Here is a 20859-nt window from a genome sequence, read left to right on the forward strand (position 1 = left end):
CCGCGGCCCCGGCCGCGGCCAGCAGTCCGCGCCGCGAGACGGCACGGCCGCCGGAGGCACTCGGGCGGTCGCAGGAACAGGGGGAGGACGGTGACGAAGGGGAGGAATCGGAGGAACCAGCAGCAGAACGGGACGTGAAGGACGGCATCATGACCACTCCAAACCGTTGGACGTGGCTCAGGACACTCGGTGATTAACCCCGTAACCAGAACCCGTCCCCGCCGACGGAATCCGTACGATGACCGGCGTGCCGCCCGGACCCACCATCGCCGACATCGCCCGCGCCGCGGAGGTGTCCACCGCCACCGTCTCGCACGCCCTCAACGGCACCGGCCGGCTCGCCGAGGGCACCCGCCGCCGGGTGCGCGAGACCGCGACCCGGCTCGGCTACGGGGTCCCGCGCGCGCCGCGGACCCGGACCCTGGGCCTGGCGGTCACCACGTTCGCCGGCTCCGCCTGGAACTTCGTCGCCGTCAGCTACTTCGCCCGCTGGCTGACGGCCGCCACCGCCGCGGCGCACGCCCACGGCTACGCCCTGATCACCCTGCCGGCCGAGCGCGGCGCGCAGACCCTGTGGCACGACCTCGCCGTCGACGGCATGCTGCTCCTCGACAGCCCCCGCGACGACCCGGTGCTGCGCGCCCTGCGCGCCCGCGGGATCCCGGTGGTCTTCGACGGCCGGCCCGCCGACCCCCGCCCCGGTGACGTCTGGGTCGACGACGACCAGACGGTGACCACCCGCGAGGTCCTCGACCATCTGGCGGCGGCCGGTGCCCGCCGGATCGCCCTGCACGGCGGTTTCGGCGACGAGCACTACACGCACGCGGTCACCGAGGCGTACCGGCGCTGGTGCGCGGACCGCGGCCGGCCGCCGCTGGTGATCCCCTTCGACCCCCACGACGCGGACGGTCACGCCTTCGACCGGGCCTTCGCCGAGGGTGCGGTGGACGCGGTCCACTGCCTCTACGACCCCGGCGCGCGCCAGGCGCTGGCCGCGGCCGCGCGCCACGGTCTGGCGGTCCCGGACCGCCTGCTGCTGGTCTGCGCGAGCGAGGACCCGGCGTACGCGACGACCGACCCGCCGGTGACCACGGTGACCCTGCACCCGGAGCGGATAGCGGAGACGGCCGTCCGCGCCCTCGTCGCCCGGGTGGAGTCCCCGTCCTTGCCGGCCGCGCCGAGCCCGCCGCCGGGCCGCCTCACCGTCCCGGCGACCCTGCTGCCCCGCACCTCCTCGCGCCCCCGGGGCGGCGCCCCGTCCTGGCGAGGTGCGCCGACGCCGCGTCGCTGACGTGCGCGCTGCGAGGGATCACCGGCAGCGCTGAACTATGACAGCGCGGGGCCATGTACTAGAGTTATCTCGACATCGAGATATCTGCCGAAGGCGTACCGCAGCCGCCCCCGCGGGTAAGGGTTACCTAACTTAGCCCTCACCTTAGCGGATTGGCCAAGGGGCGTGGCGGCAAGATGCGGTAGAACGCGCGAATTCATGCATGAAGGAGACTGTCGTGTCGGCGAACAGCTTCGACGCCCGCAGCACGCTGCAGGTGGGCGACGAGTCGTACGAGATCTTCCGGCTGGACAAGGTCGAGGGCTCGGCCCGGCTGCCGTACAGCCTGAAGGTGCTGCTGGAGAACCTGCTCCGCACCGAGGACGGCGCGAACATCACCGCCGACCACATCCGGGCGCTCGGCAACTGGGACTCGCAGGCCCAGCCGAGCCAGGAGATCCAGTTCACGCCGGCCCGCGTGATCATGCAGGACTTCACCGGCGTGCCCTGTGTCGTGGACCTCGCCACCATGCGTGAGGCCGTCAAGGAGCTCGGCGGCGACCCCTCCAAGATCAACCCGCTGGCCCCGGCCGAGCTGGTCATCGACCACTCCGTCATCGCCGACAAGTTCGGCACCAAGGACGCCTTCACCCAGAACGTCGAGCTGGAGTACGGCCGCAACAAGGAGCGCTACCAGTTCCTGCGCTGGGGCCAGACCGCCTTCGACGAGTTCAAGGTCGTCCCGCCCGGCACCGGCATCGTCCACCAGGTGAACATCGAGCACCTGGCCCGCACCGTGATGGTGCGCAACGGCCAGGCGTACCCCGACACCCTCGTCGGCACCGACTCCCACACCACCATGGTCAACGGCCTCGGTGTGCTCGGCTGGGGCGTCGGCGGCATCGAGGCCGAGGCCGCCATGCTCGGCCAGCCGGTCTCCATGCTGATCCCGCGCGTCGTCGGCTTCAAGCTGACCGGCGAGCTGCCCACCGGCACCACCGCCACCGACCTGGTGCTGACCATCACCGAGATGCTGCGCAAGCACGGTGTCGTCGGCAAGTTCGTCGAGTTCTACGGCGAGGGCGTCGCCGCGACCTCGCTCGCCAACCGCGCCACCATCGGCAACATGTCGCCGGAGTTCGGCTCCACCGCCGCCATCTTCCCGATCGACGGCGAGACCCTGAAGTACCTGCGCCTGACCGGCCGCTCCGAGCAGCAGGTCGCGCTCGTCGAGGCGTACGCCAAGGAGCAGGGCCTGTGGCTCGACCCGGCCGCCGAGCCGGACTTCTCCGAGAAGCTGGAGCTCGACCTCTCGACGGTCGTCCCGTCCATCGCCGGCCCCAAGCGCCCGCAGGACCGCATCGTCCTGGCCCAGGCCGCCGAGCAGTTCGCCCAGGACGTCCGCAACTACGTCGACGACGTCGACGAGGCGGGCAAGGAGTCCTTCCCGGCCTCCGACGCCCCGGCGAACCACCCGAACGGCACCCCGTCGAAGCCGACCCTGGTCACCCTGGCCGACGGCACCTCCTTCGAGATCGACCACGGCGCCGTCACCGTCGCCGCGATCACCTCCTGCACCAACACCTCGAACCCCTACGTCATGGTCGCCGCGGCGCTCGTGGCCAAGAAGGCGGTCGAGAAGGGCCTGACCCGCAAGCCGTGGGTCAAGACCACCCTGGCCCCGGGCTCGAAGGTCGTCACCGACTACTTCGACAAGGCCGGCCTGACCCCGTACCTCGACAAGATGGGCTTCAACCTCGTCGGGTACGGCTGCACCACCTGCATCGGCAACTCCGGTCCGCTGGACGAGGAGATCTCGAAGGCGATCAACGAGCACGACCTCGCGGTCACCTCGGTGCTCTCCGGCAACCGCAACTTCGAGGGCCGGATCAACCCCGACGTCAAGATGAACTACCTGGCCTCCCCGCCGCTGGTCGTCGCGTACGCCATCGCGGGCTCCATGAAGGTGGACATCACCAAGGACGCCATCGGCACCGACACCGAGGGCAACCCGGTCTTCCTCAAGGACATCTGGCCGTCCGAGGCCGAGGTCAACGACGTCGTCGCCAACGCCATCGGCGAGGACATGTTCTCGAAGTCCTACCAGGACGTGTTCGCCGGTGACGCCCAGTGGCAGGCGCTGCCGATCCCGACCGGCAACACCTTCGAGTGGGACCCGCAGTCCACCTACGTCCGCAAGCCCCCGTACTTCGAGGGCATGACCATGGAGACCACCCCGGTCTCCGACATCGCCGGCGCCCGCGTGCTGGCGAAGCTGGGCGACTCGGTCACCACCGACCACATCTCCCCGGCCGGTGCCATCAAGGCCGACACCCCGGCCGGCAAGTACCTCACGGAGCACGGCGTCGAGCGCCGCGACTTCAACAGCTACGGCTCCCGCCGCGGCAACCACGAGGTCATGATCCGCGGTACGTTCGCCAACATCCGCCTGCGCAACCAGATCGCGCCGGGCACCGAGGGCGGCTTCACCCGCGACTTCACCGTCGAGGGCGGCCCGGTCTCCTTCATCTACGACGCCTCGCAGAACTACCAGGCCGCCGGCATCCCGCTGGTCATCCTGGCCGGCAAGGAGTACGGCTCCGGCTCGTCCCGCGACTGGGCGGCCAAGGGCACCGCGCTGCTCGGCGTCAAGGCCGTCATCGCCGAGTCCTACGAGCGCATCCACCGCTCGAACCTGATCGGCATGGGCGTCCTGCCCCTGCAGTTCCCCGAGGGCGCCTCGGCGGCCTCCCTGGGCCTGACCGGCGAGGAGACCTTCTCCATCACCGGTGTGGAGGAGCTCAACAACGGCACCACCCCGCGCACGGTGAAGGTCACCACCGACTCCGGCGTGGAGTTCGACGCGGTCGTCCGCATCGACACCCCCGGTGAGGCGGACTACTACCGCAACGGCGGCATCATGCAGTACGTGCTGCGGAACCTCATCCGCGGCTGACCGTACGTCGCCGCCCCCGGCCGCGGCTCCGCGGCCCGGCCGGGGGCGCGCCCGGCGGCGCGCAATGAACGGGCGCGGCGCCCGGTGTCGGCACCATAGGGCCGTACCCCCGCAAGGGGGTGCGGCCCTTCCGCTTTTTCCGGGCGGCGGGGTCAGGTGACGGAGAGGTCTCAACTCGGAAAAACCGACGGTCATCCTTGTGCACGATCTTGCTCAGCCGAGCGGAAGTGGACTATACCTGTGCCCACTCCGGGCCCGGCCGCCGTCCGCGCGGCCCCGGACAGGGGGACGGCGGGGACCTGCGGTGATTTCCGCGCGCACGGCAACTGCCGTGATTTCCGGCCTCCTTCACACTCATGACGAAGGCGAGGACATGAGCATGGGATCCACCTCCGCCCACGGCGAGGGCACCACCGGAGCGGGCCTCGGCCGCCGGGACCTGATCAAGCGCTCCGCGGCACTCGGCCTGGTGGTCGTTCCGTCGACGGGCTTCCTCTCCGCCTGCGCCTCCGGCGGGAGCGAGACCACCAAGGGCCCGGACAAGGCCCCGGTGACCAAGGAGAACCCGTTCGGCGTCGCCAAGGGCGGCAAGCTGGACGTCGTCGTCTTCAAGGGCGGCTACGGCGACGACTACGCCAAGGCCTGGGAGGCGGCGTTCGACAAGAAGTGGGGCACGACCAGCTCCCACCTCGGCACCCAGGAGATCACCGCCAAGCTCCAGCCCCGCTTCAACGGAGGCAACCCGCCGGACGTCGTGGACGACTCCGGCGCCCAGCAGATCAAGCTCGACGTGCTCTTCAAGGGCGGCCAGCTCGCCGACCTCACCCCCGTCCTGGACGCGCCGTCGCTGGACGACCCGTCGAAGAAGGTCCGGGACATGCTGATCCCCGGGACGGTCGAACAGGGGATGCAGGGTGGCAAGTTCGTCTCGGTCAACTACGTCTACACCGTCTGGGGCCTGTGGTACTCCGGCAAGCTCTTCAAGGAGAAGGGCTGGACCCCGCCCAAGACCTGGGACGAGTTCCTGGCGGTGTGCACCCAGGCCCGGGACGCCGGCATCGGGGGCCTGGCCCACCAGGGCAAGTTCCCGTACTACATCAACGTCGCCATCATGGACCTGATCGCCAAGAAGGGCGGCCTGGACTCCATGAAGGCGATCGACAACCTGGAGCCGAACGCCTTCGAGGGCAACCCGGTGGCCCTGGAGGCCGTCGAGGCGGTCTACGAGGTGGTCGAGAAGAACCTGCTGATGCCGGGCACGAACGGTCTGACCCACACCGAGTCGCAGACCGCCTGGAACCAGTACAAGGCGGCCTTCATCACCTCCGGCTCCTGGCTGGAGAACGAGCAGCTCAAGCAGACCCCCGACGACTTCGACATGCAGTTCCTGCCGATGCCGGTACTGGGGGGCAGCAAGCTGCCCTTCGAGGCCGTCCGGGCGGGCGCCGGCGAGCCCTTCATCGTGCCGGAGAAGGCCGCGAACAAGGCCGCCGGCATGGAGTTCATCCGTTCGATGCTGTCCCGCGAATGGTCGACCCTGTTCGCCCAGCAGGCGAACTCGCTGACCATCGTCAAGGACGGCGTGGACCCGTCCGTGCAGCTGCGGCCGGGTACGAAATCGGCCGTCGCGGCGCTGAAGGCGGCGGGGGAGAACACGTTCAACTACCGTTACCCCGACTGGTACAGCGAGATGGACACGGAGATCCAGAACGCGTCCAATGAGCTGATGGCCAAGCGCATCCAGCCGAAGGAATGGATCAAGCGGGCGCAGGCCGCGGTGAACAAGGCGACCCAGGACCCGAACGCCAAGAACAACCGCCGCAGCTGACGCCACCAGGGACGGACACCATGAGCCACGTTGCCCAGGGCAAGGGGCGGAACGGCTTCATCGCCGGCTTCCTCCTCGTGCCGCTCGCGCTCTACCTGACCTTCGTCATCTGGCCGTACGTACAGACGTTCGGCTACTCCTTCACGAACTGGACGGGCCAGTCGCCCACGTTCGACTTCGTCGGCCTGGACAACTACGCGCTCCTGCTGAAGGACGAGGTCTTCCGCGGCGCCCTGTGGCACAACCTGCTGCTCCTGGTGTTCGTCCCGGTGATCACCATCCTGCTGGCCCTGTTCTTCGCCTTCATGGTGAACGCGGGCGGGCGCGGCGGGGCCGGCGGGGTGGCGGGCGTGCGGGGCTCGGCGTTCTACAAGATCGTCTACTTCTTCCCGCAGGTGCTCTCGCTCGCCATCCTCGCCGTCCTGTTCGGGGCGGTCTACCGCAGCGACCAGGGCGGCCTGCTCAACGGGGTCCTGGTCAAGCTGGGCCTGGTCGACCCGACCGAGCCCGTCGAATGGCTCAACGAGCCCCGCCTCGTGCTGTGGTGCCTGCTGCTGGTCGTGGTCTGGCACGGGGTCGGCTTCTACCTGGTGCTGTTCTCGGCGGCCATGCAGTCCGTTCCCAAGGACATCTACGAGGCCGCCCTGCTCGACGGCGCGGGGCGGGCCCAGACCTTCTTCAAGGTCACCCTGCCCCTGCTGTGGGACTCCGTGCAGACCTCCGCGGTCTACCTCGGCATCGCCGCGATGGACATGTTCGTGCTGGTCTCGACGATGACCTCCGGCCAGTTCGGCGGCGGTCCCGACCACCACAGCGAGGTCATGGCGACCGTGCTGATGCGCAACTTCCTCTACTTCGGCAAGAGCGGCTACGCCTGTGCCATGGGCGTGGTGATGCTCGTCCTCACCATGATCCTGTCCGTCGTCACGCTGCGCGCCACCCGCCGCGAGCGCATCGAGTTCTGAGCGGAGATCCCATGACCACAGTGATCAAGGCTCCGGGCGAGGCGGCCGCGGAGCGGTCCGGCGGCACCGGGCGGGCGGGCAGGGGCCAGGACGGGCGCTCCGAGGGCGTGGTCCTCAACGTCTTCTCCCACGGCTTCCTCGTCCTGTGGGCCCTGCTGATCGTGCTGCCGCTGATCTGGCTGGCGCTCGGCTCGTTCAAGACCGACGCCCAGATCGGCGGCTCGGCCCTGAGCTGGCCCTCCCAGTGGCACTTCGACGCCTTCGGGCGGGCCTGGGACAAGGGCATCGGGGACTACTTCGCCAACACGCTGATCGTGCTGGTCTTCTCCGTGCCGCTGACCATGCTGTTCGGGTCCATGGCGGCGTACGTGCTGGCCCGCTACCCCTTCCGGGGGAACCGCTTCGTCTACTACTTCTTCGTCAGCGGCGCCATGTTCCCGGTGTTCCTGGCGCTCGTGCCGCTGTTCTTCATGGTCAAGCGGTTCGACATGCTGAACACGTACCACGGGCTGATCCTGGTGTACGTCGCGTACTCGATGCCGTTCACCGTCTTCTTCATGCACTCGTTCTTCCGCACGCTGCCCTCGGCGGTCCACGAGGCGGCCGTGATCGACGGGGCCTCGGACACCCGGATCTTCTTCCAGGTGATGCTGCCGATGGCCAAGCCCGGTCTGATCTCGGTGGGCATCTTCAACACCCTCGGCCAGTGGAACCAGTACATCCTGCCGGCCGTGCTGATGCAGCCGCAGAGCAGTACGGACCCCGAGCGGTACATGCTGACCCAGGGCCTGATCCAGCTCCAGTACCAGATGGGCTACGAGACCGACCTGCCGGTGCTCTTCGCGGGCGTCACCGTCGCGATGATCCCGATGCTGGTGGTCTACCTGTCCTTCCAGCGGCAGATCCAGGCCGGGCTGACCTCGGCGACGCTCAAGTAGCGGGCAGGGGCTCAGGTGCTCTTGCGCAGCTCGTACCGCTCCCCGGAGTCCGGGCCGCCGACGTCCTGGTAGAGCCGGGGCACCTCGTCCGTGCCGCCCACCCGCCAGGCGGGCCACGGGCAGCCGGGGACGCGGACCTCGACCCGCTGGTCGCGCACGTACCGTGCGGGGACGTACGTCCAGGTGCCGGAGCCGGAGCACTGCGGCGCCGGGTCGCCCGCGCGGGCGCCGGGGGCGTGCAGGGCGACGCCGAAGGCCGTGACCCGGCCGTCCTCGGTGAAGGTCAGCGTCCCGCCGGTGTGGTCGACCCAGCCGCCGGCCACCACCTCCGCGCTGATCCGCGGCGGCTCGTACGCCGGCAGGACGCCGGTGCCCAGACCGAACGCGCCGAGGAGGCCGGTCCCCGCCACCACCGCCGTGCCGCCCAGCGCCACCTGCCGCAGCAGCCCGGCCCGGCGGGGCCAGGCGATCAGGCCGCCCAGCGACAGCGAGGCGGTCGCCACCGCCCCGAAGACCAGCGCGGAGCGGACGGTGGCGTCGTTGTACCGGGCGAAGGCCGCGACGGGCGGGGCCACCAGCGCCGCCGTCGTCAGCGGCACCGACCACCAGGCCTCGCGGCCGCCGAGCAGCCGTCCCAGCAGCTCGCTCAGGGCCACCGCCGGCAGGACGAACACCGCCGCCAGCACGCAGGCGGCCACCAGGACGACGACACTGAGGGAGAGCGCGCCCGCCCCCAGGGACGCCCAGTCGACGGGCGACTGCGCGGCCGGCACGGTCCGGCTGTAGAGGATGCCGACCACCGCGGCGAGCGCCACCTCCAGGTACCCCACCAGCACCGCGACCAGCCATGTCCGGCCGTAGGACCGCTTCTCACGCACGGCAGACCCCCCTCGTGGCACGCCGAAAAGCACGCGTCCGCCCAGCCGGCGGCGGCGTGGCAGCCATACTGCCAGCTGGGCTGAACGCGTTCAATTCCGGGTCGGTCGCGGTCGGGGCAGCTCTCCCGCCCGACGCGGTCCCGGCCTACAGCCAGGTGCCGAACTTCTTGACGTAGAGCGTCTTCACGCACTGCGTCAGCGCGCAGTACGCGAGCAGTACGCCGGCCAGCCACGGGAAGTAGGCCAGCGGCAGGGCGGTGAAGCCCAGCGCCCCCGCCAGCGGCGAGAACGGCAGGAACAGCCCGGTCAGCACCGCCAGGACCGTCGCCACCAGCACCGGCCAGGAGGCCCGCGACTGGATGAAGGGGATCTTCCGGGTCCGGATCATGTGCACGATCAAGGTTTGCGACAGCAGGCCCTCGACGAACCAGCCGGTCTGGAAGAGCGACTGCTCGGCCACCGTGTTCGCCGCGAACACGTTCCACATGATCACGAACATCGCGATGTCGAAGACCGAGCTGACCGGCCCGATCGCCAGCATGAACCGGCCGATGCCCCTGGCGTCCCAGGTGCGCGGCCTGCGCAGGTACTCCTCGTCCATCCGGTCCCAGGGCGTGGCCAGCTGGGCGAGGTCGTAGACCAGGTTCTGCACCAGCAGCATGATCGCGAGCATCGGCTGGAACGGGATGAACGCACTGGCCACCAGCACCGAGAAGACGTTGCCGAAGTTCGAGGACGCCGTCGTCTTCAGGTACTTGACGGTGTTGCCGAAGGTGGTCCGGCCCTGGACCACGCCCTGCTCCAGGACGGTCAGGTCCTTCTCCAGCAGGACGATGTCCGCCGACTCCTTGGCGATGTCCACGGCCGTGTCCACGGAGATGCCGACGTCGGCGTGCCGCAGCGCGGCCGCGTCGTTGATGCCGTCCCCGAGGAAGCCGACGGTGTGCCCCCCGGCCTGCAGGGCGCGGACGATCCGGGCCTTCTGCACCGGGTCGACCTTGGCGAAGACCGTCGTACGGGCGGCCAGCTCGCGCAGCTCCGCATCGTCCAGGGCGTCGATCTCGGCGCCGCGGACGACGTGCCCGACGTCGAGGCCGACGTCCGCGCAGACCCGGGCGGCGACCAGCTCGTTGTCCCCGGTGACCACCTTGGCCGTGACGCCCTTGCCGGCCAGCGCGCGCAGGGCGGCCGCCGCGTCGGCCTTCGGCGGGTCGAGGAACGCCAGGAAGCCGACCAGCGTCAGCTGCTCCTCGTCCGCCACGCCGTAGCTGTCGCGCGGGGTGTCCAGGGTGCGGGTGGCCACGGCAAGGACCCGCAGCCCCTCGCGGCCCAGGGCCTCGGCCGTCAGGGCGGCCCCGATCCGCCGGGACTCCGTCAGCTCGACCGTGCGGCCGCGGTCGACCATGCGGGTGCACAGGTCCAGGACCTCCTCGACCGCACCCTTGGTGATCATGACGTGTTCGGCCCGGCCGGAGGGGTCCACCAGCGCGTTGCGGGCCAGGACCACCGACATCCGGCGCCGGGCGAAGTCGAAGGGGATCTCGTCGACGCGCGTGAAGCGCGCGTCGACGACAACCTCCTCGGCTTCGTCGACGCGGTCGACGACCGCCCGGTCCAGCAGGTTGCGCAGGCCCGTCTGGAAGTGCGCGTTGAGGTAGCCGTACTCCAGCACCTCGGCGTCCTCGTCCCCGTGGACGTCGAGGTGGCGCACCAGCGCGATCCGGTCCTCGGTGAGGGTGCCGGTCTTGTCGGTGCACAGCACGTCCATCGCGCCCAGGTTCTGGATCGCGTTCAGCCGCTTGACGACCACCTTGCGCCGGGCCATCGCGACCGCGCCGCGCGCCAGGTTGGCCGAGACCACCATCGGGAGCATCTCCGGGGTCAGGCCCACGGCCACCGCGACCCCGAACAGGAAGGCCTCGTCCCAGTCGCCCTTGGTGAGGCCGTTGACGAGGAACACCACCGGGACCATCACCAGCATGAAGCGGATCAGCAGGAAGCTGACCCGGCGCACGCCGTGGTCGAAGTCGGTCGGCGGGCGCTCGCCCACCAGGGAGCCGGCCATGGAGCCGAAGTAGGTGCCGGAGCCGGTGGCCACCACCACGCCGGTGGCGGTGCCCGAGGTGACCGACGTACCGGTCAGGACCAGGTTGTCGGCCTCCAGCGGGTCGGTGGTCGCGCGCTGCCCGAGGTCCTCGGCGACGGCGCCCGGGGCCGGGCGCGCCGGCACGTCGGCCTTGGCCACCGGCAGCGACTCGCCGGTCAGGGCGGCCTGGGCGACCATCAGGTCCTTGGCGGTGAGCAGCCGCAGGTCGGCGGGGACCAGGTCGCCGGCGGCGAGCCTGACCACGTCGCCGGGCACCACGTGCTCCATCGGGATCTCGACGGTGGTGGGCGCGGCGCCGCCGTCCGCCCGCCGCTGCACGGCGCAGGTGGTGGTGACCAGCTTCTTCAGCGCGTCGGCGGCGCGACCCGAGCGGTACTCCTGCCAGAACCGCAGCAGTCCGCTGACGACGACCATCACGGAGAGGATGACGACGCCCGGGTCGGCCGGGTCCTGCGCGTACATGATCGCGGCCAGGAGGACCAGGACCAGGACGAACGGGTTCCAGAAGGCCTTGGCGAGCTGGACGAACCAGCGCGGGGTCCGCTCCTGGGCGACGACGTTGGCCCCGTGGCGCTCCAGGCGCAGCGCGGCCTCGGCGTGCGTGAGCCCGTGCCGGGAGGAGTCCACGCCCTGCAGGACCTGGACGGTGGAGCGGGCGCTGAGCCCGGCGAGCCGGTCGGCTGCGGCCCGGGTACGGGCCTGGAGCTCGGCCGCCTTGCGCTCGCGGCGGCCGGGGCCCGGCGGCGCGAGGGGGGTCGGGGTACGGGGGGTGAGCATGGTCATGACGAATACCTCCCTCCGCGGACGCCGGTCCGGGCGCACGACGGCACGGCGGCGCACGGTCCGGGCAGGACCGGCCCGCCGCGTGACGGCATGCGTCGGCGGCGTCACACGGAGTGGTCGTGGACCGGCGGACGGCGCCCGCCGAAGGGCGCACGGATCCCGCGGGTCGGCATGGTGGGGTCCCGGCCCTTCAGGGCGCGCGAGGACGCGTCAGGGCACGGACGGGAAAAAATGAAAAGATGGTTACGTCGGCAGCTCAGCCGACGAGGGCGCGGCGAGGACTTCGATCGGGACTCATACCCGAACACCTCCTCGCGTCGCGCTGTCGTGGCACGGCGCGCGGTCCGGCCGGAAGGCCGCAGAGGACCGGCGCCGGATCGACCGTAACACGCCACGACGCGGCGTTTCTCTCGTACTTTTGGTCGAGAGCGGCTGAATCGGGCCAGGTCTGCCTCTTGACGGGCGGAGGGCCACGAGCTCGACTTAGGGTTCACAAGTTGGAGACGCCGGGGTCTCGCGGACATGATCCCGGCCGGGGGGCGACGGCGGTGCCGTCGCTTATGGGCAGGAGTGGATGAGTCGTGGAGACCCCGGGATCGCAGTCCTCGCTGCACCGCGCGAATCTCGAACGGGTCGTGCGGGCGGTACGCCTCGCCGGTTCGCTGACCCAGGCGGAGATCGCCCGTACCACCGGACTGTCGGCGGCCACGGTCTCCAACATCGTCCGGGAGCTCAAGGACGGCGGCACGGTCGAGGTCACCCCGACCTCCGCGGGCGGCCGCCGGGCCCGCAGCGTCTCGCTCAGCGGTGACGCCGGCATCGTCATAGGCGTCGACTTCGGCCACACCCACCTGCGGGTGGCCGTGGGCAACCTCGCCCACCAGGTGCTGGCGGAGGAGGCCGAGCCCCTGGACGTGGACGCCTCCTGGGTGGACGGCTTCAACCGGGCCGAGGCCCTGGTGGAGGAGCTGATCGCGGAGACCGGGATCGGCCGGGACAAGGTCATCGGCGTCGGGCTCGGCGTGCCGGGCCCGATCGACGTCGAGTCCGGCACCCTCGGCTCCACCTCGATCCTGCCGGGCTGGGCCGGCATCAACCCCCGCCAGGAGCTCGCCCAGCGCCTCGGCGTGCCCGTGCACGTCGACAACGACGCCAACCTCGGCGCGCTCGGCGAGCTGGTGTGGGGCAGCGGCCGGGGGGTGAAGGACCTGGCCTACATCAAGGTGGCCAGCGGTGTCGGCGCGGGCCTGGTGATCCGCGGCCAGATCTACCGCGGCCCCGGCGGCACGGCCGGCGAGATCGGGCACATCACGCTGGACGAGTCCGGGCCGGTGTGCCGCTGCGGCAACCGCGGCTGCCTGGAGACCTTCGCCGCCGCCCGCTACGTGCTCCCGCTGCTGCAGAGCAGCCACGGGCCGGAGCTGACGATGGAACGGGTGGTGGAACTGGCCCGCTCGGGTGACCCGGGCTGCCGCCGTGTGGTGGCCGACGTGGGCCGCCACGTGGGCAGCGGCGTGGCGAGCCTGTGCAACCTGCTGAACCCCAGCAGGATCGTCCTCGGCGGCTCGCTCGCGGAGGCAGGTGAACTCGTGCTGGCCCCCATCCGTGAATCCGTGGGGAGGTACGCGATCCCCAGCGCCGCACGGCAGTTGTCGGTCGTGACGGGCGCGCTGGGCGGCCGCGCCGAGGTGCTGGGCGCCCTCGCCCTGGTGCTGAGCGAGATGGGCGATTCGACGCTTTTGCTCGACCGGCCGACCGGGGACCGGAGTCCGGCCGCGTTGTCTTCAGTTAGATAACGGATGGCACCGTTGTCATCTCGTTAAGGATTCACTCCTTGACGACAAGTTGCGGCCGAGGTTGACTCACGTCCACCTCGGCCGCAGCGTTGCGGCCTCGTCAGGGAGGTTCACTTCATGAACACGCGTATGCGGAGAGCCGCTGTAGCCGTCGCCGCCACCGCCATGGCCGCCTCGCTCGCCGCCTGTGGCAGCGCCAAGGAGGCCGGTGGGGCGAAGTCCACCGAGTCCGGCGCCGCCAAGGGGGACGCGATCACGATCGGTCTGCTCCTGCCGGAGAACCAGACCGCGCGTTACGAGAAGTTCGACAAGCCGCTGATCGAGAAGAAGGTCGCCGAGCTCACCGGCGGCAAGGGCAAGGTCGTCTACGCCAACGCCAAGCAGGACGCGACCACGCAGAACGCGCAGGTCGACACGATGATCACCAACAAGGTGGACGTCCTGATCGTGGACGCGGTGGACTCCAAGGCCATCGCCGGCTCGGTCAAGAAGGCCAAGGACGCCGGCATCCCGGTCGTCGCCTACGACCGCCTCGCCGAGGGCCCCATCGACGCCTACACCTCCTTCGACAACGAAGAGGTCGGCCGCGTCCAGGGCAAGGCGCTGCTGGAGGCCCTGGGCGACAAGGCCAAGGACGGCGAGATCGTCATGATGAACGGTTCCGTCACCGACCCGAACGCCGCCCTGTTCAAGAAGGGCGCCCACTCCGTCCTCGACGGCAAGGTGAACATCGGCAAGGAGTACGACACCAAGGAGTGGAAGCCGGAGAACGCCAACACCAACATGGCGGCCGCGATCTCCGCGCTCGGCAAGGACAAGATCATCGGCGTCTACTCCGCCAACGACGGCATGGCCGGCGGCATCATCACCGCCCTCAAGGCCGCCGGTCTGTCCACCCTGCCCCCGGTCACCGGCCAGGACGCCGAGCTCGCCGGTGTGCAGCGCATCGTCGCGGGTGAGCAGTTCATGAGCGTCTACAAGCCGTACGCCCCCGAGGCCGAGGCCGCCGCCAAGATGGCCGTCGCGCTGGCCAAGGGCGAGAAGGTCGACTCCGTCACCACCTCGAAGGTCGACAGCCCCACCACCAAGGGCGTCCCCGCGGTCCTGGTCCCGGTCGTCTCGCTCACGAAGAACAACATCAAGGACACTGTCATCAAGGACGGCGTCTACACCGCGGACGAGATCTGCACCGACAAGTACGCCGCCGCCTGCGCCACGCTCGGCCTGAAGTAGGCCGCCCGGCCCGGAGCGGGCCGCCGGGCCCGCGACGGGCCCCGGCCCGCCGTGGGCCCCGCGTCCCCCCGTCCCGGGGGGACGACCTCCCGCCTGCCCGGCGTCCCCGCCCCTCAGCACCCCGCCATCCGCGGGGCCGCCGGGCAGAAACGATTCCGCACACTCTTCCGCACTGTCCCTCCCGCATTTCTCTTGTGCACGACATCCCCGCCGGTCAGGCGGCGAAGGAGATGGTTCATGTGACCGCTGCGCCCGTGCTGGCGTTGCGAGGGGTCTCGAAGCGGTTCGGCGCCGTCCAGGCCCTGACCGACGTCGAACTGGAGATCCACGCCGGCGAGGTGGTCGCCCTCGTCGGCGACAACGGCGCCGGCAAGTCCACGCTGGTCAAGACGATCGCCGGCGTGCACCCCATCGATGACGGAGTCATCGAGTGGGAAGGCCGCCCGGTGGCGATCACCAAGCCCCACGACGCCCAGAACCTGGGCATCGCGACGGTCTACCAGGACCTCGCGCTGTGCGACAACATCGATGTCGTCGGCAACCTCTTCCTCGGTCGCGAGCTGCGCCGCCGGGGCGTCCTCGACGAGGTGGAGATGGAGCGCCGCGCCCGCGAGCTCCTGACCACCCTGTCCATCCGGATCCCCAGTGTCCGGATCCCCATCGCCTCGCTCTCCGGCGGTCAGCGCCAGACCGTGGCGATCGCCCGTTCCATGCTGGGCGAGCCCAAGCTCGTCATCCTCGACGAGCCCACCGCCGCCCTCGGCGTCGAGCAGACCGCCCAGGTCCTGGACCTGGTGGAGCGGCTGCGCGAGCGGGGCCACGCCGTCATCCTCATCAGCCACAACATGGCCGACGTCAAGGCCGTCGCCGACAAGGTCGCGGTGCTGCGGCTCGGCCGCAACAACGGCGTCTTCAACGTCGCCGACACCTCGCAGGAAGAGATCATCTCCGCCATCACCGGTGCCACGGACAACGCCGTGACCCGTCGGGCGGCCCGCACGGGGGAGGCTCGCAAGTGAGCACCGAACACCTTGCCGACAGCAACCCCGAGGCGCCCGCGGACGCCATCCCCGCGGTCGACCCGCGGCTGCTCGTGCGGGAGGAAGGCTTCTCCGGCTACCTCCAGGAGTTCGGCCGGAAACTGAAGGCGGGCGACCTGGGATCGCTCCCGGTGGTCATCGGCCTGGTGATCATCTGGTCGATCTTCCAGGGCCTGAACTCGAACTTCCTCTCCGCCGAGAACCTCAACAACATCGCGGTCACGATGGTCGCCACCGGCATGATGGCCGTCGGCATCATCTTCGTGCTGCTGCTGGGCGAGATCGACCTCTCGGTCGGCTCGGTCAGCGGCGTCTCCGGCGCGATCGTGGCCGTCCTCGCCGTCACGCACGGGATGAACGAGTGGCTCGCCGTGCTCGTCGCCATCGCCAGTGGCGCCGCCATCGGCGCGATCCACGGCTTCTTCTTCGCCAGGATCGGCGCGCCGGCCTTCGCCGTCACCCTGTCGGGCCTGCTGTTCTGGTCCGGCTTCATGCTGCAGATCCTGGGCAGCAACGGCACCATCAACCTCGACTCCGAGGGCGTCGTCGGCCGGCTGACCACGTACTACTTCTCCGACGTGGCCGCGGCCTACGGGCTGGCCGCGGTCGCCGTGGGCGCGTACTTCGCGGGCGCCTTCTTCGACGCCCGCCGCCGGGAGGCCGCCGGGGTCCCCTCCCGCCCGCTCGCCGAGATCCTGCTGCGCACGGGCGTGCTCGCGGTGTTCGCCTTCGGCGCGGCCGTGGTCTTCAACCAGTACAAGGGCCTGCCGCTGGCGGTGCTGCTCTTCCTGGTCGCCCTGGTCGGCACCGACTTCGTGCTGCGCCGCACCGGCTTCGGCCGCAAGGTGTTCGCCCTCGGCGGCAGCGTCGAGGCGTCCCGCCGCGCGGGCATCAACGTCACGGGCGTCCGGATCGCCGTCTTCGCCCTCGCGGGCACCTTCGCGGCGATCGGCGGCCTGTTCTGGGCCTCCAAGATCGCGGCGGCGAACCAGAGCGCCGGCGCCGGCGACCTGCTGATGAACGTCATCGCGGCGGCCGTGATCGGCGGCACCAGCCTCTTCGGCGGGCGCGGCCGGACCTGGAACGCCCTCCTCGGTGTCATGGTCATCACCTCCATCCAGTACGGTCTGGCCCTGGAGGGGATCGCCACCCCGATCCAGTACATGATCACCGGTGCGGTGCTGCTGGCCACCGTGGTGATCGACTCCGTGACCCGCAAGACGCAGAAGACGGCAGGCCGCGCCTGACGCCGCGACCGGCCGCCACCGTGCCCGGTGCCACCCCGCGTGGCGCCGGGCACCTGTGCGTACACCCACCCGTACGAGGTGTGTGGGGCCGTGGTGATATGCACAGGTATGACAAAGGGGTGACTCGCCCGGTACCCGCCGATGACTCGGCGTTCCGGCGGGCCCTTAGACTCGACAGACCAGCCAGCAACTGCAAGGAGGCACGGGTGCTGCTGACCCGCATCAAGGGACCGCGAGATCTGGACCGGCTCAGCCCGGAGCAGCTGACCCAGCTGGCCGCAGAGATCAGGTCCTTCCTCGTCGACGCGGTCTCCAAGACCGGCGGGCACCTCGGCCCCAACCTCGGCGTCGTCGAGCTGACGATCGCCCTGCACCGGGTCTTCGACTCGCCCAAGGACAAGATCCTCTTCGACACGGGCCACCAGGCCTACGTGCACAAGCTGCTCACCGGCCGCCAGGACTTCAGCAGCCTGCGCGCCAAGGGCGGCCTGTCCGGCTACCCCTCGCGCGCCGAGTCCGAGCACGACGTGATCGAGAACTCGCACGCCTCCACCGTGCTGGGCTGGGCCGACGGCATCGCCAAGGCCAACCAGGTCCTCGGCCGCGCGGACCACCACGTCGCCGCGGTCATCGGCGACGGCGCCCTGACCGGCGGCATGGCCTGGGAGGCGCTGAACAACATCGCCGCCGCCAAGGACCGCCCGCTGGTCATCGTCGTCAACGACAACGAGCGCTCCTACGGCCCCACCATCGGCGGCCTCGCCGACCACCTGGCCACCTTGCGCACCACCGACGGCTACGAGCGCTTCCTCGCCCGCGGCAAGGAGATCCTGGAGCGCACCCCGGTCGTCGGCAAGCCGCTCTACGAGAGCCTGCACGGGGCCAAGAAGGGCCTGAAGGACTTCATCGCCCCGCAGGGCATGTTCGAGGACCTGGGCCTGAAGTACATCGGCCCCATCGACGGCCACGACGTGGAGGCCCTGGAGTCGGCCCTGCAGCGCGCCAAGCGCTTCAGCGGCCCCGTCATCGTGCACTGCCTCACCCAGAAGGGCCGCGGCTACACCCCGGCCCTGGAGCACGAGGCGGACCGCTTCCACGCCGTCGGCGTGATCCACCCGGACACCGGCCTGCCCGTCAAGACCGCCGCCGCCAGCTGGACCTCCGTCTTCGCCGACGAGATGGTCCGCATCGGCCGAGAGCGCCCGGACGTCGTCGGCATCACCGCCGCCATGCTCCACCCGGTGGGCCTGAACAAGTTCGCCGAGGAGTTCCCCGACCGCATCTACGACGTCGGCATCGCCGAGCAGCACGGCGCGGTCTCCGCGGCCGGCCTGGCCACCGCAGGCGTGCACCCGGTCTTCGCGGTCTACGCCACCTTCCTCAACCGCGCCTTCGACCAGGTCCTGATGGACGTCGCCCTGCACAAGTGCGGGGTCACCTTCGTCCTCGACCGGGCCGGGGTCACCGGTGACGACGGCGCCTCCCACAACGGCATGTGGGACATGTCCATCCTCCAGGTCGTCCCCGGCCTGCGGCTGGCCGCACCGCGCGACGCCGAACAGCTGCGCGCCCAGCTGCGCGAGGCCGTCGAGGTCGAGGACGCCCCCACCGTCGTGCGCTTCTCCAAGGGCGTGGTCGGCCCGGCCGTCCCCGCCCTGGGCCGCATCGGCGGGATGGACCTGCTGCGCGCCCCCGCCCCCGAGGTCACCCGGCCGGACGTGCTCATCGTCTCCGTCGGCGCCTTCGCCCCGATGTGCCTGGAGATCGCCGACCTCCTCGACAAGCAGGGCATCTCCTCGACCGTGGTCGACCCGCGCTGGGTCAAGCCGGTCGACGAGGCGCTGGCCCCGCTCGCCGAGCAGCACCGCGTCGTCGTCACCGTCGAGGACAACGGCCGCGCCGGCGGTGTCGGCTCCGCCGTCGCCCAGGCCCTGCGCGACGCGGGCGTCGACGTCCCGCTGCGCGACTTCGGCATCCCGCAGCGGTTCCTCGACCACGCGCTGCGCAAGGAGATCCTCGCCGAGATCGGCCTGACCGCCCCGGACATCGCCCGGCAGGTCACGGGCCTGGTGGCCAAGCTGGACGGGCGTGTCGAGGGCCGGGAGGCCGCCGCCGTCGACTAGTCCCGCCCGGGGCCGGGACCGGGCGGCGCACAGCCGTCCGGGGGACGCCCTGTTGCGGGTCACGGGCCGGGAGGATCATCCTTGAAGGGTGGTTCGCCCGGCCCGTCCGTGTGCCGGCGACCTGTTCGGAGGTGTGCCCGTGAGTACGGATCTGAACAGCCCCTTCCGCACCAAGACCGTCGAACAGTCCATCCGCGACACGGAGGAGCCGGAGCACCAGCTCAAGAAGTCGCTCTCCGCCTGGGACCTCACCATCTTCGGCGTCGGTGTCATCATCGGCACCGGCATCTTCGTGCTGACGGGTATCGCGGCCCGCAACAACGCCGGGCCCGCCACGTCACTGGCCTTCGTGGCGGCCGGCATCGTCTGCGCCCTGGCCGCCCTGTGCTACGCCGAGTTCGCGTCCACCGTGCCGGTGGCCGGCTCGGCGTACACGTTCTCCTACGCCTCGATCGGTGAGCTGCCCGCCTGGATCATCGGCTGGGACCTGGTGCTGGAGTTCGCCCTCGGCACGGCCGTGGTGGCGGTCGGCTGGTCCGGGTACGTACGCCACCTGATGAAGACCAACCTGGGCTGGGACATGCCGGTCGCGCTGTCCGGGCCCGACGCGGGCGGCACCTTCGACCTGCTGGCCTTCCTGCTCGTCCTCGCGCTGACGTTGATCCTGGTGCTGGGGACGAAGCTGTCGGCCCGCATCACCGCGATCGTGGTCGCCGTCAAGGTCACCGTGGTGCTGCTGGTCATCGTCGCCGGCCTGTTCTTCGTGAAGGCCGACAACTACCGGCCGTTCGTCCCGCCCGCCCAACCGCAGGCCGAAGGCGTCAGCGGCTGGCACGCCCCGCTGGTCCAACTCATCTTCGGCTACGCGCCCACCAACTTCGGCGTCATGGGCATCTTCACCGCGGCCTCGCTCGTCTTCTTCGCCTTCATCGGCTTCGACGTGGTGGCCACGGCCGCCGAGGAGACCCGCAACCCGCAGCGGGACATGCCGCGGGGCATCCTCGGTTCGCTGTTCATCTGCACCGTGCTGTACGTCGCCGTCACCCTGGTGGTGACCGGCATGCAGCACTACACGCAGATGTCTCCCTCCGCCCCGCTCGCCGAGGCCTTCAAGTCGGTCGACCAGCCGTTCTTCGCCGGTGCCATCAGCCTCGGCGCGTCCGTCGGCCTGATCACCGTCTGCATGATCCTGCTGCTCGGACAGACCCGGGTGTTCTTCGCGATGAGCCGCGACGGACTGCTGCCGCGCGTCTTCTCCGTCACCCACCCCAAGTACCGCACGCCCTACCGGGCGACCCTGCTGCTCGGCGTGGTCATCGCGTTCGTCGCCGGCTTCACCAGCCTGGAGAAGCTCGCCGAACTGGTGAACATCGGCACGCTCTTCGCCTTCGTGGTGGTCGCCCTCGGCGTGATCGTCCTGCGCCGGACCCGCCCCGACCTGCACCGGGCGTTCCGCACGCCGTGGGTGCCGCTGGTCCCGATCCTGTCGATCGCGGCCTCGCTGTGGCTGATGCTCAATCTGCCCGCCGAGACCTGGGCCCGGTTCGCCGTCTGGATGGCCGTCGGGTTCGTCGTCTACTACGCCTACGGACGCGGGCACAGCCGGCTCGGCCGCGGTATGGAACGGGGCGCCGAGGACGTCCCGAAGACCCCGCCGCAGCCGCCCGCGCCGGGTGTCTGAACGCGCGCCCCAGG

Annotated in this window: 13 protein-coding genes; 11 read left to right on the top strand and 2 right to left on the bottom strand. The window is 70.5% G+C overall.

Translation table 11 applies throughout. The annotated features are described in order from the left end of the window. Positions 1-247 precede the first annotated feature (247 nt). The 5 genes from LG632_RS19790 (at position 248) to LG632_RS19810 (ending at position 7957) form a co-directional block, all read left to right on the top strand. Entirely contained in the window at positions 248-1291 is a 1044-nt protein-coding gene (locus LG632_RS19790; RefSeq protein WP_374203518.1) for a LacI family DNA-binding transcriptional regulator, read from the top strand. A 217-nt stretch (positions 1292-1508) separates the two neighbouring features. Further along, a complete protein-coding gene (acnA, locus tag LG632_RS19795) occupies positions 1509-4226 on the top strand; it encodes an aconitate hydratase AcnA (RefSeq protein WP_308108751.1) in 2718 nt (905 codons plus the stop codon). Positions 4227-4605: 379 nt separating this feature from the next. Then, positions 4606-6054, top strand: coding sequence for an N-acetylglucosamine/diacetylchitobiose ABC transporter substrate-binding protein (ngcE, locus tag LG632_RS19800; RefSeq protein ID WP_226728708.1), 1449 nt, complete (start codon positions 4606-4608; stop codon positions 6052-6054). Positions 6055-6074: 20 nt separating this feature from the next. Then, complete coding sequence (locus tag LG632_RS19805) at positions 6075-7019, top strand: carbohydrate ABC transporter permease (protein ID WP_226728695.1); 945 nt, start codon at positions 6075-6077, stop codon at positions 7017-7019. 11 nt (positions 7020-7030) lie between these two features. Next, positions 7031-7957: a carbohydrate ABC transporter permease gene (locus LG632_RS19810; protein WP_226728696.1), complete on the top strand. Its 927-nt coding sequence runs from the start codon at positions 7031-7033 to the stop codon at positions 7955-7957. Between the two features lie 11 nt (positions 7958-7968). Here the strand turns inward: LG632_RS19810 and LG632_RS19815 are convergent, their stop codons facing one another. Both LG632_RS19815 and mgtA read right to left on the bottom strand, forming a co-directional pair. Next, entirely contained in the window at positions 7969-8835 is an 867-nt protein-coding gene (locus LG632_RS19815; protein WP_226728697.1) for a hypothetical protein, read from the bottom strand. 145 nt (positions 8836-8980) lie between these two features. Continuing rightward, entirely contained in the window at positions 8981-11725 is a 2745-nt protein-coding gene (gene mgtA, locus LG632_RS19820) for a magnesium-translocating P-type ATPase (protein ID WP_226728698.1), read from the bottom strand. Positions 11726-12306: 581 nt separating this feature from the next. Here mgtA and LG632_RS19825 point away from each other — a divergent pair. The 6 genes from LG632_RS19825 to LG632_RS19850 all read left to right on the top strand — a co-directional run bounded on the left by LG632_RS19825 (position 12307) and on the right by LG632_RS19850 (position 20845). After that, complete coding sequence (locus LG632_RS19825; protein ID WP_226728699.1) at positions 12307-13521, top strand: ROK family transcriptional regulator; 1215 nt, start codon at positions 12307-12309, stop codon at positions 13519-13521. Positions 13522-13638: 117 nt separating this feature from the next. Next, positions 13639-14754: a sugar ABC transporter substrate-binding protein gene (locus LG632_RS19830; RefSeq protein WP_226728700.1), complete on the top strand. Its 1116-nt coding sequence runs from the start codon at positions 13639-13641 to the stop codon at positions 14752-14754. Positions 14755-14984: 230 nt separating this feature from the next. After that, the gene (locus LG632_RS19835) at positions 14985-15773 is read left to right on the top strand and encodes an ATP-binding cassette domain-containing protein (RefSeq protein ID WP_226728709.1); all 789 of its coding nucleotides are present in this window, start codon (positions 14985-14987) and stop codon (positions 15771-15773) included. Then, a complete protein-coding gene (locus LG632_RS19840) occupies positions 15770-17041 on the top strand; it encodes a sugar ABC transporter permease (protein WP_226728701.1) in 1272 nt (423 codons plus the stop codon). The genes LG632_RS19835 and LG632_RS19840 overlap by 4 nt, the downstream gene beginning before the upstream one ends. A gap of 206 nt (positions 17042-17247) precedes the next feature. Further along, a complete protein-coding gene (dxs, locus tag LG632_RS19845; protein WP_226728702.1) occupies positions 17248-19164 on the top strand; it encodes a 1-deoxy-D-xylulose-5-phosphate synthase in 1917 nt (638 codons plus the stop codon). A 139-nt stretch (positions 19165-19303) separates the two neighbouring features. Further along, complete coding sequence (locus LG632_RS19850; protein ID WP_226728703.1) at positions 19304-20845, top strand: amino acid permease; 1542 nt, start codon at positions 19304-19306, stop codon at positions 20843-20845. Positions 20846-20859: the final 14 nt, after the last annotated feature.

Source organism: Streptomyces antimicrobicus, from assembly GCF_020532625.1.
Classification (GTDB): Bacteria; Actinomycetota; Actinomycetes; order Streptomycetales; family Streptomycetaceae; genus Streptomyces; species Streptomyces antimicrobicus.